This window comes from Bradyrhizobium centrolobii, from assembly GCF_001641635.1.
Taxonomy (GTDB): Bacteria; Pseudomonadota; Alphaproteobacteria; order Rhizobiales; family Xanthobacteraceae; genus Bradyrhizobium; species Bradyrhizobium centrolobii.
This window is the reverse complement of sequence record NZ_LUUB01000011.1, coordinates 19,901-33,584: the sequence shown is the minus strand read 5'-3', so window position 1 is coordinate 33,584 and position 13,684 is coordinate 19,901. Positions and strand designations below refer to the sequence as shown.

Genomic DNA, 13,684 nt, shown 5'->3' with positions numbered 1-13,684 from the left:
TGAAATAGGCTCGCACTTTCGTGTTGCCTCGAAACAGTACAGAGATTGTGGCTACTAAAAGCCCGCGAAGACTAATTTTCCCGGCGGCGTTCCGTTCCGACCAGAGCGGCAACAATGCTTTTAAGGGTAAGGACTAGCATGCCGACTGTGGAGGCGATCCGTTGCGGTCAGGATTGAGCTTTCTCAAGATGGTTGGTCTCAGCGTCACAATGGCCGCGTGGCTGGCGGCTGGATCCTTTGCAGCGGAGCAAACGTCGGACGTTCCGGCCTGGCTGCGGGACCATATTGGCGAAGGCGACGGGCAGATCGCGCAAGTGGTCCTACAGAGGGCGCGCGCCCTCTATCTGAGAAAGGTGAACGAAGGCGTCGTTAAAAATCCCTGCTATTTTGCCATGGACGCGACGCGCCCCAACGATTTAGGCAATGGCAGATTGGGCTCCCGGTTTTACGTTATTTGCCAAGCCGACCGGTCTTTTCGTGCGATTTCCGCAGGGCACGGCAGCGGTCGCAATTTGAAGGGTGTTGCTGATTTCGCAAATGGCAGAGAGTGCGCGAAGAATTTTGGCAATGCCATGGATTCGTACCTGACGACCGGCGGCGCCTACGTGACAGGTGAGACGAAAACGTCGTTCAAAGGCTATTATCGTGTGTCGACGAAACAAGATGCGGCCTTGACGCGCTCGTTTGTTCAGTTCGATGGCGAAGGCGAGACCGCCAACGCCAGACCGCGCGCCATCGGTGGACATGCGGCCGTCACACTGAAGGACATATGTCTTCGAAAGAATCCACGTAGTCCATATGCGAACCAGAACGGTTACGTTCCATTTGGGACTCTGGTGGACTACTCCGGGGGTCGCAGCGATGGCTGCACCAGTTGGTCGCCGTCTGACGCCCAGCAAATCGTTCCGCTGTTGAAGGACGATCCAACGACGGTCTACATTTATCCGGAATCCCACGACATCGAGGCGGTCGCGCAAGCCGCTGCAACTCGCCAGTCGCTGTCGCGAGCGGGGCTGTATTGGAGCGCCTTCTGCTTGAAGCAGATCGGCACTCCGAAATTCTGGCCGAAAGAGGTTCTCGAACCGATCCTCGCTCGATACCACAAGGATCCCGAGCTGCCCGCACAGTCGCCTCCGGTTTGCAAGCCGTGAACTTGTTTCCTCGTTTCTCCGGTGGCTTATCGAATTCCGCAACGGGTCAAAAGCGGCGGTCTGGGCAGAGCGGGCTGATGTCCGGTCTAGCCCAGACAGCCGACGCCGTAACGGCTTACACGTTGGTCGGCTCGGGGCCAGACTCGGACATTTCGGCATTGGCATCAAACCCAGGAACACGCGTCCGGCAAACTCGCCGATCCGGATCAGAATTAATCTTCTGTCGCAGGACCGGACTCTGACTGCTCAAAGGATTTGATATAGGCTAGGGGTCGTTGATCCGGCACACCGGATCGATCAACCGAGGGAGGAGAGACCATGCGCAGACACGCTCTAGCGATCTTGTTACTTCTCGCTCAGCCTGCCTTTGCTGGCGAAAAGGAGAAACTCTACAGCAGCACTCTAGACGTACGAACGGTTCTTAGTTTCAAGGTAGCCGACTCGGCGGCTCAAAAAATGCTGCCGGAAGGCTGGCAAATAGAGGCGCCCAATACTGGGCCGTCCAAAGGATCCAATCTCTCAGTCGTCTTGGTTGACCAGATCTTGGCCCAAGATGCCGAGGGAAAGCCGGTAGATGCTGTTCGCGGCGCCGCGCTGGTCATACCAGCCAAGAGGCAAGGGATGGAAAAAGCTGTACCAATGGTAGTCGGCGGACTGTTTTCGCCAACAAGTTACGCTCCCGGCCCCTATAGCAATTTCGTCTACGCGAAGGCTGACTTGGACAGAAAGATCCACAGCGATCCTGCCGGAATGACGAGTGTCGAGGAGTCATGGTCCTTCACGACAGACGCCGGAGATTCGGTTCAGGCTCAGGTTCAGTATACCCGCGGCGTGCCCGGGCGGGCTAATGTCGAATCGCTTGTCTATTCGGGAGCCAAACCCGACTTCTATCGCATATATCGCTATGAGCAAGCCACGGACGTGGTGCGCAGCACAGTAACAGGGACAGATCGCGCACAAAAAGTCTCGTTCAAGGCTTCCGGTCGGCAACTTACTCCTCTGTTCGATGGTTCGGAGCAACTCATCGCCATTACCGCGATCCCATGGTACTCGCGGCAGATCTTCCTTCCGGGATCGTAAGCCAGGCATTCAGGAAAGAAGCCCCCGTGCAAACCGCGGGGCTTCTTCATAAGGCGATGTGGCCCGCAGCGCCTCTCGCCATCATCCGGTCGATGCCGACGCCAACATCGAATGAGATCGTGGGCGGCCGCCCCGGTCCGGAGTGGGTCAAAAGCAGCGATCCGAGTCCGGCTCAGCCTTGGTTTGCTTAGCCCTCAAGAGCCGACGTTTCGAAAGCCACTACGCGCGTCTCTTCAGGGCCCGCAAGAGACATTGATTCAGGGCGCAAATGCCGCTTCGCTTTTTGCGCGCTGCGTCCCGCGGAATTATCCGGTTCTAGACGGTCTACTGGTAATAGCCAACGCCGCAAATTTGATCGGCGATCTTGGTGATAAAGGCCGTCTTTTGAACGGGTGCATCACTGTTGGGCCGCGGGAACATGTAAGTGATCTCGCTGATGACGCCTTCGCCTTTTGCGCTCCCTTGGTCAAGGATTCTCTGGCCGTAGTGATCACCCGCCTTATCCACGAGAGTTCTGGCATCTTTGCCCAAGACGGTAGACGGGGCGGCGTTTATCTTGCCGTCTCCACTGTTGGCGCAGAAGACGTAGAGGTCGCGGTCTTTGAAGCCATCCTCGCCCGAGAGAAACTTGGCGAAGGCGGCAGTCTTGTCAGCTTTCACAACGGGTATAGCGCGCTCCAGCAATGCTTTGGCCTCTGAGGCCGTGCCGAACTGCGGCTTTTGCGCGAACGCGGAAACCGAAAGCGTGAGAGCGGCGGCCGAGGCGACGCCGATCAAGAGTTTACGAACCATGGACGTTCTCCCTATTGCGCAGCGGGGAATATGTCGATTGATGTCAGAACAAGCGAAATTTCGCGCACCGCCACCAAGGTTGCGAAGGCCGTGCGCAAACTGCCGTATTTAGCGCAAGAAAAAGAAGCGCGTGGGTCGAGGAGTGCGACACCTGCCGACGGTATGATCGCTGCCCTTTCCCTCTAAGGAGGATTTCGGCACGTCCGGTTACGACGAGGGCAGCTGCATGAAATCTAGCAGATTTCACACTCCCGAGAAGGGGGTTCGAAATACTCGGCCCAATGTCTCATGTGGGTCAAAATGCGAAGAACTCAACGTGAGCAAATCTAGTCCGCTATACCCCACTATCCGGATCTCGACGAGGCGCGCGGACACTTCGCAGAAGGGACACAAGCAGATATTCCGCCATGTCTTGATTCAGCAGCCTGAGGCTTCAGTCTTCACGGTGACTGGCCGAGTGGAACTCAACTGAACGATCTTCATTATCGAGCACACCGTCGAACGAACAGTGTCGTGAAGAGCAGAGGTACAAGATTGCTGAGCCGGCGTGAATTCAATGAACGTTGCGTCGCGCTTGGTTCGTTGGTGACCTTGTCAGGCGCGCTGGCTCTCGATGCAGCGACGGCCGTCGCCGCAACGGGCAAGGCACGGACCGTCAAGTTTCGTGACGGCACCAGTGTCCCCGCGATCGGTCAGGGCTCCTGGCATATCGGGCAGGGAAGACATCCGGCAGCTGACGAAGAAGAAGCGCTACGCACGGGCCTCTCGCTCGGGATGACGCTGATTGACACATCGGGGAATTACGGCGAAGGCCGTTCCGAAGAATTGATCAAGCGCGTGATTGCCGGCCAGCGTGATGGCGCCTTCGTGGTGTCCAAGGTGGAAGCCGATGACGCCACGGGAGATGCGATGGCGCGTGCTTGCGAGGCGAGCCTTGCCCGGCTCGGTACTGATCATCTCGATCTCTATTTGCTGCATGAACCAACTCCGAACGCCGAATTTTCCGAGGTCGTCGCGGGGTTAGAGCGCCTACGCGCCGCCGGCCAGATTCGTGCCTGGGGCGTGTCCAACTTCACAGTCTCCCAAATGGATGATCTGTTCCGTATTCCACAAGGCGATCGCTGCGCGACCAATCAGGTCTTTTACAACCTCGGCGGACGCAGCAGTGAACGCGACCTGCTGCCATGGTGCGAACGACACGGCATGCCGGTGATGGCCTATTCGCCGCTTGGCGGCCTCGGCGCCAGCTTACTGAGCGATCCCGTTCTTGGGCGTATTGCCGCAGCACACGCTTGCTCCGCAGCCGCGGTTGCACTGGCCTGGACCATCCGCAGCGGCAACGTCATTGCAATTCCCGAATCCGGGTCCGTGGCACATGTCAAGGAAAACGCCGTCGCGCTGTCACTGACGCTGGCACCTCAGGAGCTTCAAACACTGGATGCAGCGTATCCGCTATCAGGCCGCTAGTGTTTGAATCGGCGCTGAATGTGCGCTTTGGGTCCATTCGCGTGGATTTCGCCGCGCCTCAAACCCTGTCCGGTCTGCCCCCGACAGCTGCCGCTGACGAGCTCAGAGCGTCCTTCGGCGAGGGGCCAACAGACGACATCAGCGAGACGAAAGAGACCACCAACCGAGGCGGTCCTACTTCAGAACGGCTTCCTACAGCCTCCGAAGTCCGCTTCGGGGCAGACTGGGAATAAGTCGAGCTTACCATGAGCGTCCGCTGTGCCGTCAGCAGCTGACGCAACGGCAAATTCTCGACCTTCAGTGGGTATGAAGAAGGGCGAGTGGCCACGTCCTTGCGATGCGTTCCCGAACGCTGAAATGGATCGGAACGACTTGCCGTGGCGTTAGTTGCGGCAGATATTCCCAAGAACTTGCGGAGTCTCGCCAGAAGGCAAGCGGGAGGACAGCAATGACATGGAGTAACCAAGTGGCGGTGGTTACGGGCCGCGCGCGCGGCATCGGCCGAGGTATCGCGCTTGTTCTGGCGCAGCGGGGCGCCGCCGTGTGCATCAACTATGCGGCGCGTGCGGATGCGGCCGCGCAGGTCGCGTCCGAAATTAGGGCGAAGGCGGCCGCGCTATAACGGCCGGTGCGGACGTTGCGGACTTTCGCGCTGTCCAGGTGATGATCGAGCAGGCCGAGGCGCAGCTTGGTCCGGTGACCATACTGGTCAACAATGCCGGGGTGTCCCATCAGGCAACACTCGACACATTCGATTACGAACAGTTCGATCGCATGCGTCGCGTCAATGCGGATGGCATTATTCACGCGACCCGCGCTGCGATGGTAGGCATGCGCGCCCGCCGCTATGGCCGGATTGTCAATGTGGCCTCGATAGCCGCAATCGGCACGGCGCTGCCCGGCAATGCGTTCTACGCCGCGACAAAAGCGGAGGCCGCGATATTGACGCGGCGTTTCGCCATGGAACTGGGCCCTGATGGGGTCACCGCGAACGCGGTGGCGCCAGGATTCGTCCGCACGGAGATGACGCAGGGAAAGCGCAGCGCCAGCGAGTGGGACGCGATCGAGAAGAGTCTGGCCGGGCGGACAATGATGAGGCGCATCGGGCAGCCCGCGGATATCGCCAACGTCGTGGCTTTCCTTGCTGCGCCGGAGGCGGGTTGGGTGACGGCCCAGATGTTGGTAGTGGATGGTGGAAGAATGGACTACATCGGGCACGGCTAGGGCCGAGCCGGAGCGTCGGCCAGGCCGAGCCCATAAAGGCGCCGAAGAAGCCGAAGAAGGAGACCGGTCAGAAGGAAATGCTGCTGGCGATTGCCGTGTACTGTCGGGATTTGTCCGTCAGCTTTGAGAGATTGTGCTTGCAATTCAACACGGTTCTGTAGTCCTAGATGATTGAGTGGGCATAGGGCACCTGGCCGTTATCGGCCAGATTCGCGTTAGTTCATTCGTGTAGATCTGGTCTGCTGCACACTCCGCTTAACTCAGTGGAAGCGGATATCCAACAGACGGTTTGCCGGCGGGTTAGTGCAGCGTAGCAGAGCGTGCAAAAAGGCGAGAACCAGACGTCTCCGGGACCGGGCCTGCGCCGCCATAAACGAAACCCACACAGACATTAGGTCTCGAGGAGCACGCCGCTCCTGTAAACCGAACCTCTTTGAAGTTTCCCACCGCCTACCTTTATTATTCTTACGTCTCTGAAGTTAGGTGAACTCGTACGTAGACTTGTCACGCCAATTGATGGCGAGATAGAAGTCCTTCCCCTCGATCTCCGGCCGACATTGCCTCAAGTGCCTGACTTATTGAACAGCGGCGGAGCTCAATCGATTGCTGAAGAGACCCATTCTTCCAATAGTGAGAATGGATCGCAAAGTGGCCAAGCCTGCTGAGGACCCGTTCCTCGATCTCTCCAGCCCTCTCGATTTCGACGGCATAAATAACTTCCCAGTCCCGGGCATCTCCGTGACGCTCGGTGCAAATCTGTCTGATACGCTGACGTAGATCCTTGCAGACACCGATCTTGATAAGGCGCGCTCGTAAGGAACCCGCGATATAGAGATATTGTGTCAGGTCGTGGCGGCCGGCGAAAGCGATCTTGGAGCTGTCGCACTGGACGCAATGACCCTTTCGAGACCGGAGGCGGTGTCCTCCCTTCTTGCACGCGCTGCCGAGTGCGATGGTCTTATTGAGTCTTTTGATTTCTTGAAACCAATAGGATCGCGTCATCCTGCGCACGTCAAGGACGTCGTCAGGCCCTAAGCCTTGCCTCAATAGAAACGCCAGTTCGTCGGCTGTTAGCTCGTCCCGCATGAATCCTCGCAAGAGCGTTTCAGCATCCTAAGACTCGGCGATAGGTCTGCGAAGGCTATGCCAGATGGCAACGCGCTTCGTCTTGGGTACGATTCTGCTGGCCGCCGAATCCGGTTGGTGTTCGTTTGAGCGCCCGATCGAGCCACCAACCGAATGCGGCGATTGATTTACCTACCTGCAGTCCTCCAAACCTTAGCTGCGCCAACCGCGAACCGTGGCAGCAACGACCGCGAGAGTGGCTTTAGCTCCGTCGGCCTCGCCCTTCTCGAAATCCCCTTCAGTCTGCGCCATAGAGTTCGTGACGTGGGCGAAACAAACGATGGAGTGACCGCTCGTTGCGCTGAACGCGTATAGGGCCGCAGCTTCCATCTCAACGGCGAGCAGGCCTAACTTGCGCGCCCGCGCGATCGCTGTCTCGGTCTCGCGATAGGGGGCATCCGTCGTCCATGTCGCGCCGCGATGTAACGCTATGCCTCGAAGAGTGTGCGCAGTCTGTTCGACCCGAGCAAGAAGCGACGTATCGGGTGCATCGGCGAACGTGGAGCCCGGCAGGTAGTGATAGCTCGTCCCTTCGTCCCGCAGCGCGCGATCGATGAGGACGAAGTACGGCGTCGGTCCGATCGGAGTGATCTGGCCGGCGGAGGTGACGCTGACGAGCAGCCGGCAACCGGATGCGAAAAGCTGTTCGGCAACCAGCACGGCGAAGGGAGCACCGACTGCGCAGCCGACGACCCCGACCTCGCCGATGCCGTCGAGATCGAAGGCGAGAAGTTCGGTGTGATAGCAGGCCCATCCTTCATGAATGCGTCCGGCACCGGTCCGCTTGAGATAGCGAACGACATCGCCATCCGGGTCCAACACGCAGATTTCGGGTACCGCGACGAGCGGTAATTGTCTCTGCCTGCGCGCTTCCCTCAACAGGGCTTCCGGTCGGAAGATCGAAGCAGCAGAGTAATCTTTCTCGCTGGCAATTGGCCATGTGCCATCCGCGCGATCGATTTTCTTGTCCATGATGCAACAGGGTCCAGTTTAACTCAGGCGAGGGATTCGACAGGAAGACCCGCGGCTTTCCACTCGGGGTAGCCGTCTTCAAGCCGGCGGACGCGATAGCCGTGGGCTCTGAGCGCCGCCACTGCCTCGAACGAAAGAACACAATAAGGCCCACGGCAGTAGGCAACTACCTCGCGTCCTTTCGGAAGTTCGCCGAGACGTCGTTCCAGTTCGGCGAGCGGAATGTTGAGAGCGCCGGGAAGATGGCCCAGCGCGAACTCGTCGTCCGGTCTCACATCGAGCACCGTGACCAGATCGTCGCGCAACCTTGCGACCAGGTCGTCGCGGGAGACCGGTTCGAGCGCGTCGCGCGCCTGAAAGTAGTCGGTCACGACCCGGCCGATCTCGGCAACATTCCGTTCGCCGACGCGACCGAGCGCTTTCAGCAGTGCGACCACCTCCGGTTCGCCCGCCAGGCGATAGAGAACGTTCTTGCCACGCCGCTCCGTTTCGACGAGGCGCGCCCGCCTGAGGATCTGCAGGTGGCGCGAGGTGTTGGCAAACGTCAGGTGCGCCCGACCGGACAGTTCTTCAACGGTCCGTACGCCTTGGGCGAGGTGCTCCAGGAGCTCAAGCCGGTGAGTGTGACCGAGCGCCTGCGCCACTTCGGCGAGGCTCTCGTAAATCGCCTGTTTCGGTCCGGTGCTTGACACGGTTGTTCCTTATTATATCATTCAGCAGATCGATTGAATGTTACTTAGCTGCTCTCGTAGAGGAGTGCAAGCCCATGATCCTGCGCCAGTTCTTGCATCATGATCCGGTCGGTATCTCCTACCTCTTCGGCTGCGGTGGCAAGGCGACAGGGGCGGTGGTGGATCCCGTTGGTGATATCCGACCCTATGGTCAAGCCGCAGAAAATGCCGGCATGAAGATCAACTACGTGATCGACACGCACGTTCACGCCGACCACATCTCCGCCGGGCGGGCACTCGCTGAGGCAACAGGCGCGCCCTATGTGCTCTCGGCCGAGGCGCGCGTCGCGTTTCCGTTCAAGAGCGTACGGGACGGAGACGTTCTTCCGCTCGGCAACGTCACGGCCAAGGTTCTGCACACACCCGGCCACACGCCCGAGCACATCTGTATTCTCGTGACCGATCATACCCGCGGCGAGGAACCCTGGTTCGTCCTCAGCGGTCACACGCTGGTGGTCGGCGATCTCGGTCGCACCGAGCTTGCCACGAGCGCGGAGGAGGGCGCGAAGCAATTGTTTCACAGCGCACACCGGTTGAAGCAGCTTCCAGACGATGTCGAGGTGCTGGCCGGCGCCTATGCAGGTTCAGTCTGCGGCCGGCGACTCAGTGGCAAGCCCTGGTCGACCATCGGCTTCGAGAAGCGGCACAACCAGGCGCTCATGATCGCGGATGAAGCCGAGTTTATTCGCTTCATGCTGTCGGAGATTCCGCCGGCGCCGCTGGAAGCCGCGAAGATCAGGGCCGAGAATTCGGGCGGCACGGCTACCATCGCGTGATCGGATGAGCGAAGCGGGATTCAGTCCACAAGCTGCCCCATCAGTCAGGCTGGGCCTGAAGGAGAACTGGCCGCAATTCGCTCTGCTTGTCCTGATCAACGCCTTCGTCGGTGGCATGGTTGGGATCGAGCGCACCGTTGTGCCGCTGATCGGCGCCGAGGAGTTTCGAATCAGTTCGACCACCTTGGTCGTCTCCTTCATCGTCAGCTTCGGCGTGGTGAAGGCCTGCGCCAATCTGGTCTCCGGTCAGCTCGCCGACGCCTGGGGACGCAAGCGCGTTCTCGTTCTCGGCTGGCTCGTTGGGCTGCCAGTGCCGTTCATGATCATCGCCGCGCCAAGCTGGAAGTGGGTCATCGCGGCCAACGCGCTGCTCGGTATCAACCAGGGCTTTGCATGGTCGATGACGGTCATCATGAAGATCGATCTGGTCGGCCCGAAATCGCGTGGCCTTGCTGTTGGCCTGAACGAGTTCGCCGGCTATCTCGCGGTGGGTGTGACTGCCTTTCTCACCGGATATATTGCATCTGAATACGGGCTGAGGCCGGCGCCGATCTATCTCGGCGTTGCCTACGCGGTCCTGGGCTTCGCACTTTCGATCCTTTTGGTGCGCGACACACGCGATCACGTGCGGCTCGAGACCGCGGGCCATGCGCGGCAGGCGGCTCCGATCAGTTTTCGGGAGATATTCCTCCTGACCTCTTTTAAAGATCGCAACCTGTTCGCCGCTTCCCAGGCCGGACTCGTCAATAACCTCAATGACGGCATGAGCTGGGGCATCTTCCCGCTGTTCTTCGTGTCCTTTGGCCTGTCGGTCGAGCGCATCGGTATTCTGAAGGCGGTCTATCCGGCAGTCTGGGGCATTCTGCAGATCGCGACCGGTCCGCTGTCGGACCGCTGGGGCCGCAAGGGCCTGATCACCGCTGGCATGTGGGTGCAGGCCGCGGGCCTGTTGCTGACTGCGGCGACCAGTCACTTCGAATGGTGGTTCGTCGCGAGCGTCCTGCTCGGTGTCGGCACGGCGATGGTTTACCCAAGCCTGATCGCGGCGGTCTCTGATGCGTCGCATCCGAGCTGGCGCGCGCGTTCGCTCAGCGTTTATCGCTTCTGGCGCGATCTCGGCTACGCGATAGGCGCGCTATCGGCTGGCGTGATCGCCGACTTGTACGGAATGGCTTGGTCGATCGGCCTGATCGGTGCGATCACCTTCCTCTCGGGGGTGCTCGTCGCCATCGCCATGGAAGCCAGGCCCGGAGCGCGACGATGACCGAAATCTATTCTGGGCGCTGCCTGTGCGAGGCGGTGCGTTTCGAAGCACGTGGCCAACCCAAGGGCATCTTCTGGTGCCGTTGCGACAGTTGCCGCAGACATTCCGGCGCGCCGGTGAGCTGTTCGTCGGCTTCGAGAACGACGCAGTCACGGTGACCGAAGGCGCCATTACGACGTTCAAGTCTTCGCCGGGAACCACACGCAGTTTCTGCGTCCGCTGCGGCTCGACGTTGACCTGCGCCACCGTGCATTTTCCGATCGAGACGCATTATTGTGTCGGTGCCTTCGACCGGGCGGAGGAGCTGAAACCGGGCAAGCATGTGTTCGCCAATGAACAGCTGTCCTGGCTTCATCTGAAGGACAACTAGGAAGGTGTGGTCGCGACGATGCAGCCGATCTATCTTGACTACAACGCGAGTACGCCGATCGCCCCGGCGGTGGCGGCAGCGATGCGGCCGTTCCTGGACGAGGCGTTCGGCAATCCGTCCAGCGGCCATTGGGCCAGCGTTCCGGCGAAAGTCGCCTTGGAGCAGGCCCGCGGTCAGGTCGCCGCGCTGCTCGGTGCCGCGCCCGACGAGATTGTTTTCACCAGCGGCGGCAGCGAAGCAAACAACCTAGCGATCAAGGGCACATTCTTCGCACTCAACCGCAAGGGGGCGCATATCGTCACATCGGCGGTCGAGCATCCCGCTGTTCTTGCTCCCTGCCGGTTTCTCGAATGGCTCGGCGCTGTGGTCACTTATCTTCCGGTCGATAGCACTGGCCGCGTCGATCCCGAGGATGTGCGCCGCGCCATTACCCCGCAGACAGTCCTGATCAGCATCATGCACGCCAATAATGAGGTCGGCACAATTCAGCCGATCGAGGAAATCGGCGCGATCGCGCGTGAGCATGAGATCCGCTTCCACACCGATGCGGCGCAGTCGGTCGGAAAGATCCCGACGAAGGTCGGCGAACTTGGGGGCGATCTGCTTTCGATTGCCGGCCACAAGCTCTACGCGCCGAAAGGCGTGGGCGCGCTTTACGTCCGAGGCGGTCTTGAGCTCGAGCCCTTGATCCACGGCGCCGGCCATGAACGCGGCCGGCGCGCCGGCACCGAGAGCGCGCTGCTCGCGATTGGGCTCGGGACGGCCTGCGAAATCGCCGCAGACCTCGCGACGATGGCGCGCATCGCGGCTCTGCGTGATCGTTTCTGGGCAACGCTTCAAGATCGCTTCGGCGATCACGTCGCGCTCAATGGCCACGCCACGGAGCGGTTACCAAACACTCTCAACGTGTCGTTCGTCGGCGGGATTGGCACGGACATGCTGGAGCAACTGAACGGCGTTGCGGCGTCCACGGGATCGGCGTGCCATTCGGGACGGATTGAACTCTCGCCCGTTCTCGCCGCGATGGGCGTACCCGAAAGAATCGGAATGGGCGCGCTTCGCTTCAGCCTGGGAAGAGACACTACGGCGGACGAGATCGATCAGGTGATCGAGCGTCTGAGCGCGATCGTCTCGGCCTGATCGGTTGATTGTGGTCGTTCTGCTGTTTCAGTCGGTCATCTTCCCGCAATGAGGAGGACAGGCTCGTTCGTGCGATCGCTGGCCGCATGGACGTTCAGACCAGCTTGTTCGAGAGCCACCGTCACTTCGGCGAGTTCCGGAAAGCGGTAGATTTCGGCCGGAAACGATGCGATGGCCGCCGGGTCGGCCTTGGTTCGGAACAACAATCCCAATCGACCGCCAGGCTTTAACACGCGGGCGATCTCGCGCAGGGATACGTCGAGATCCTTCCAGAAGTAGAGCACGTGAACACAGAGAACCTTGTCGAAGGTCGCATCGGCAGGCAGCGCCTCTACTCGCAAGGGCCACTTCGATGCGATCGGCCTGGATCAGCGGCCGATTGCGTTGCGACGCGATCTCGACCATCAGCGCGGATGGGTCCGCGCCAACGACATGCCCCATCGAGGCTCGGGTGGCCAGTTCGGATAGACTCCGCCCGTGCCCACACCCGACGTCGAGAATGTGGTCATCGCGATCGATCCCGACCGCATCCATCAAGCGCAAATTTTGGCTCCAGGTCTCGCGAGCCATGATGGAGGCAATGATCCGACCCAGGAAGCCACGAGCATTTCGAGCGTGTTCGGCGATAAAGCGGGGACGGCGCATGATCGCCACTTGTGCCGCGGCCACGCGGCTAGACGCCAATGTTCATTTCGCACGGTGCCGTATAGCCAGCGCCGGCCCGCCGAAAATGAAATTTGGCTGATCGTTTCCGAAATATGCGCAGTCAATCCGCTGGTTAGCGGCCCGCAGCTGTCTCACTTTGCGTCGCAATCGGGCTTGGACGCAGCTCGCCAGTGCCTTGGCGGACTATCAGAACTGCGCCTTGTATAGCCAACACGGCCATGATCGCCGCTAGGATTAAATCAGCATGGCCCACAGGACGCGGCGAAAAGCGGTCTCGCTTTCTGTTTCCGACCAGACTCAGCGGCGGCGGTGGGCAACATCAATCGTTCATGGACCAAAAAATAGTTGAGTTACATGCCGCTCGCGAGTCATGCCGAATTAGCCGAATTCAAGCAGTTCGGGGCTCCAAGATCCGCAAAGGGGGCCAAAAGCCAAAATTGTTGCCGTCGTCAGATGGCCCAGTGTTGATACCCTAGTGGGTGGCCGCCACGGCAGTTGCCGCAATGAGTACGACGGTTACAAGTGCCCCTGAAACATAGAGTATAGTTCTGATGCTGCCACCTTTGGCCGCTTTGCCGCCGCGCAGATAAACCGCAACATGGATGAGACGAATTGCGACGTAGACCCATACGAGCGTTGCAAGCGTGACGGGTCTAACCTCCACCATCATAGCGAGCAATGCTGGGACAACAAAAGGCGGCAGTGCCTCCACCGAGTTCAAGTGGACGCGATCTATCCGGTACAGCAAGTTGTCGTCATCCAATGGCAGGACAGGTCCGGAGAGTGCCCCGGCCCTGCCTTTGGAGGCTCCTGAATAGACCGCCAGCAGAATTGACTGGAGGCAAAGGACAAGCACTCCGAAAATGCTAAGCGAATAGGCTGCCATACAGGCCTCCGTAGTCACGATCACATCGTAAGGGACACGC

The 13,684-nt window shown here is 59.8% G+C and carries 13 protein-coding genes and 2 pseudogenes; 9 read left to right on the top strand and 6 right to left on the bottom strand.

All coding sequences use genetic code 11. The features are described from left to right. Window positions 1-188: 188 nt before the first annotated feature. Together AYJ54_RS01065 and AYJ54_RS01060 are read left to right on the top strand one after the other, a co-directional pair. Window positions 189-1,151 (top strand): hypothetical protein, encoded by a 963-nt coding sequence (locus AYJ54_RS01065; RefSeq protein WP_136623350.1) that lies wholly within the window; start codon window positions 189-191, stop codon window positions 1,149-1,151. 318 nt (window positions 1,152-1,469) lie between these two features. Beyond that, window positions 1,470-2,231, top strand: a complete 762-nt coding sequence (locus AYJ54_RS01060; RefSeq protein ID WP_063696039.1) for a hypothetical protein — start codon at window positions 1,470-1,472, stop codon at window positions 2,229-2,231. Window positions 2,232-2,555: 324 nt separating this feature from the next. On the opposite strand, the gene AYJ54_RS01055 is transcribed toward AYJ54_RS01060, so the two are convergent. After that, complete coding sequence (locus AYJ54_RS01055) at window positions 2,556-3,023, bottom strand: cache domain-containing protein (protein WP_063696038.1); 468 nt, start codon at window positions 3,021-3,023, stop codon at window positions 2,556-2,558. 534 nt (window positions 3,024-3,557) lie between these two features. Between AYJ54_RS01055 and AYJ54_RS01050 the strand changes: the two genes are divergently transcribed. Then, a complete protein-coding gene (locus tag AYJ54_RS01050; protein WP_245328837.1) occupies window positions 3,558-4,490 on the top strand; it encodes an aldo/keto reductase in 933 nt (310 codons plus the stop codon). A gap of 337 nt (window positions 4,491-4,827) precedes the next feature. Then, window positions 4,828-5,714, top strand: a pseudogene (locus tag AYJ54_RS01045) (SDR family NAD(P)-dependent oxidoreductase). 504 nt (window positions 5,715-6,218) lie between these two features. Here the strand turns inward: AYJ54_RS01045 and AYJ54_RS53825 are convergent. From AYJ54_RS53825 to AYJ54_RS01030, 3 genes are all read right to left on the bottom strand, one after another. After that, window positions 6,219-6,716 (bottom strand): GIY-YIG nuclease family protein, encoded by a 498-nt coding sequence (locus AYJ54_RS53825; RefSeq protein WP_430641379.1) that lies wholly within the window; start codon window positions 6,714-6,716, stop codon window positions 6,219-6,221. Between the two features lie 276 nt (window positions 6,717-6,992). After that, a complete protein-coding gene (locus AYJ54_RS01035) occupies window positions 6,993-7,811 on the bottom strand; it encodes a nucleoside phosphorylase (RefSeq protein ID WP_063696036.1) in 819 nt (272 codons plus the stop codon). A gap of 23 nt (window positions 7,812-7,834) precedes the next feature. Then, a complete protein-coding gene (locus AYJ54_RS01030) occupies window positions 7,835-8,503 on the bottom strand; it encodes an ArsR/SmtB family transcription factor (RefSeq protein ID WP_063696035.1) in 669 nt (222 codons plus the stop codon). Between the two features lie 74 nt (window positions 8,504-8,577). On the opposite strand from AYJ54_RS01030, the gene AYJ54_RS01025 reads away from it, so the two are divergent. The 4 genes and pseudogenes from AYJ54_RS01025 (at window position 8,578) to AYJ54_RS01010 (ending at window position 12,092) form a co-directional block, all read left to right on the top strand. Then, the gene (locus tag AYJ54_RS01025) at window positions 8,578-9,318 is read left to right on the top strand and encodes an MBL fold metallo-hydrolase (protein ID WP_063696034.1); all 741 of its coding nucleotides are present in this window, start codon (window positions 8,578-8,580) and stop codon (window positions 9,316-9,318) included. A gap of 4 nt (window positions 9,319-9,322) precedes the next feature. Further along, window positions 9,323-10,582 (top strand): MFS transporter, encoded by a 1,260-nt coding sequence (locus AYJ54_RS01020; protein ID WP_063696033.1) that lies wholly within the window; start codon window positions 9,323-9,325, stop codon window positions 10,580-10,582. Next, window positions 10,579-10,952 (top strand): annotated as a pseudogene (locus tag AYJ54_RS46505) (GFA family protein). The gene AYJ54_RS01020 and the pseudogene AYJ54_RS46505 overlap by 4 nt, the downstream one beginning before the upstream one ends. An 18-nt stretch (window positions 10,953-10,970) precedes the next feature. Then, window positions 10,971-12,092, top strand: a complete 1,122-nt coding sequence (locus tag AYJ54_RS01010) for a cysteine desulfurase family protein (protein ID WP_063696060.1) — start codon at window positions 10,971-10,973, stop codon at window positions 12,090-12,092. Window positions 12,093-12,127: 35 nt separating this feature from the next. Here AYJ54_RS01010 and AYJ54_RS53360 read toward each other — a convergent pair whose 3' ends face one another. Then, a complete protein-coding gene (locus tag AYJ54_RS53360; protein ID WP_063696031.1) occupies window positions 12,128-12,433 on the bottom strand; it encodes a class I SAM-dependent methyltransferase in 306 nt (101 codons plus the stop codon). Between the two features lie 136 nt (window positions 12,434-12,569). On the opposite strand from AYJ54_RS53360, the gene AYJ54_RS51830 reads away from it, so the two are divergent. Next, complete coding sequence (locus AYJ54_RS51830) at window positions 12,570-12,965, top strand: hypothetical protein (protein WP_245328839.1); 396 nt, start codon at window positions 12,570-12,572, stop codon at window positions 12,963-12,965. Between the two features lie 265 nt (window positions 12,966-13,230). On the opposite strand, the gene AYJ54_RS01000 is transcribed toward AYJ54_RS51830, so the two are convergent. After that, a complete protein-coding gene (locus AYJ54_RS01000; RefSeq protein ID WP_063696059.1) occupies window positions 13,231-13,644 on the bottom strand; it encodes an MAPEG family protein in 414 nt (137 codons plus the stop codon). Window positions 13,645-13,684 lie beyond the last annotated feature (40 nt).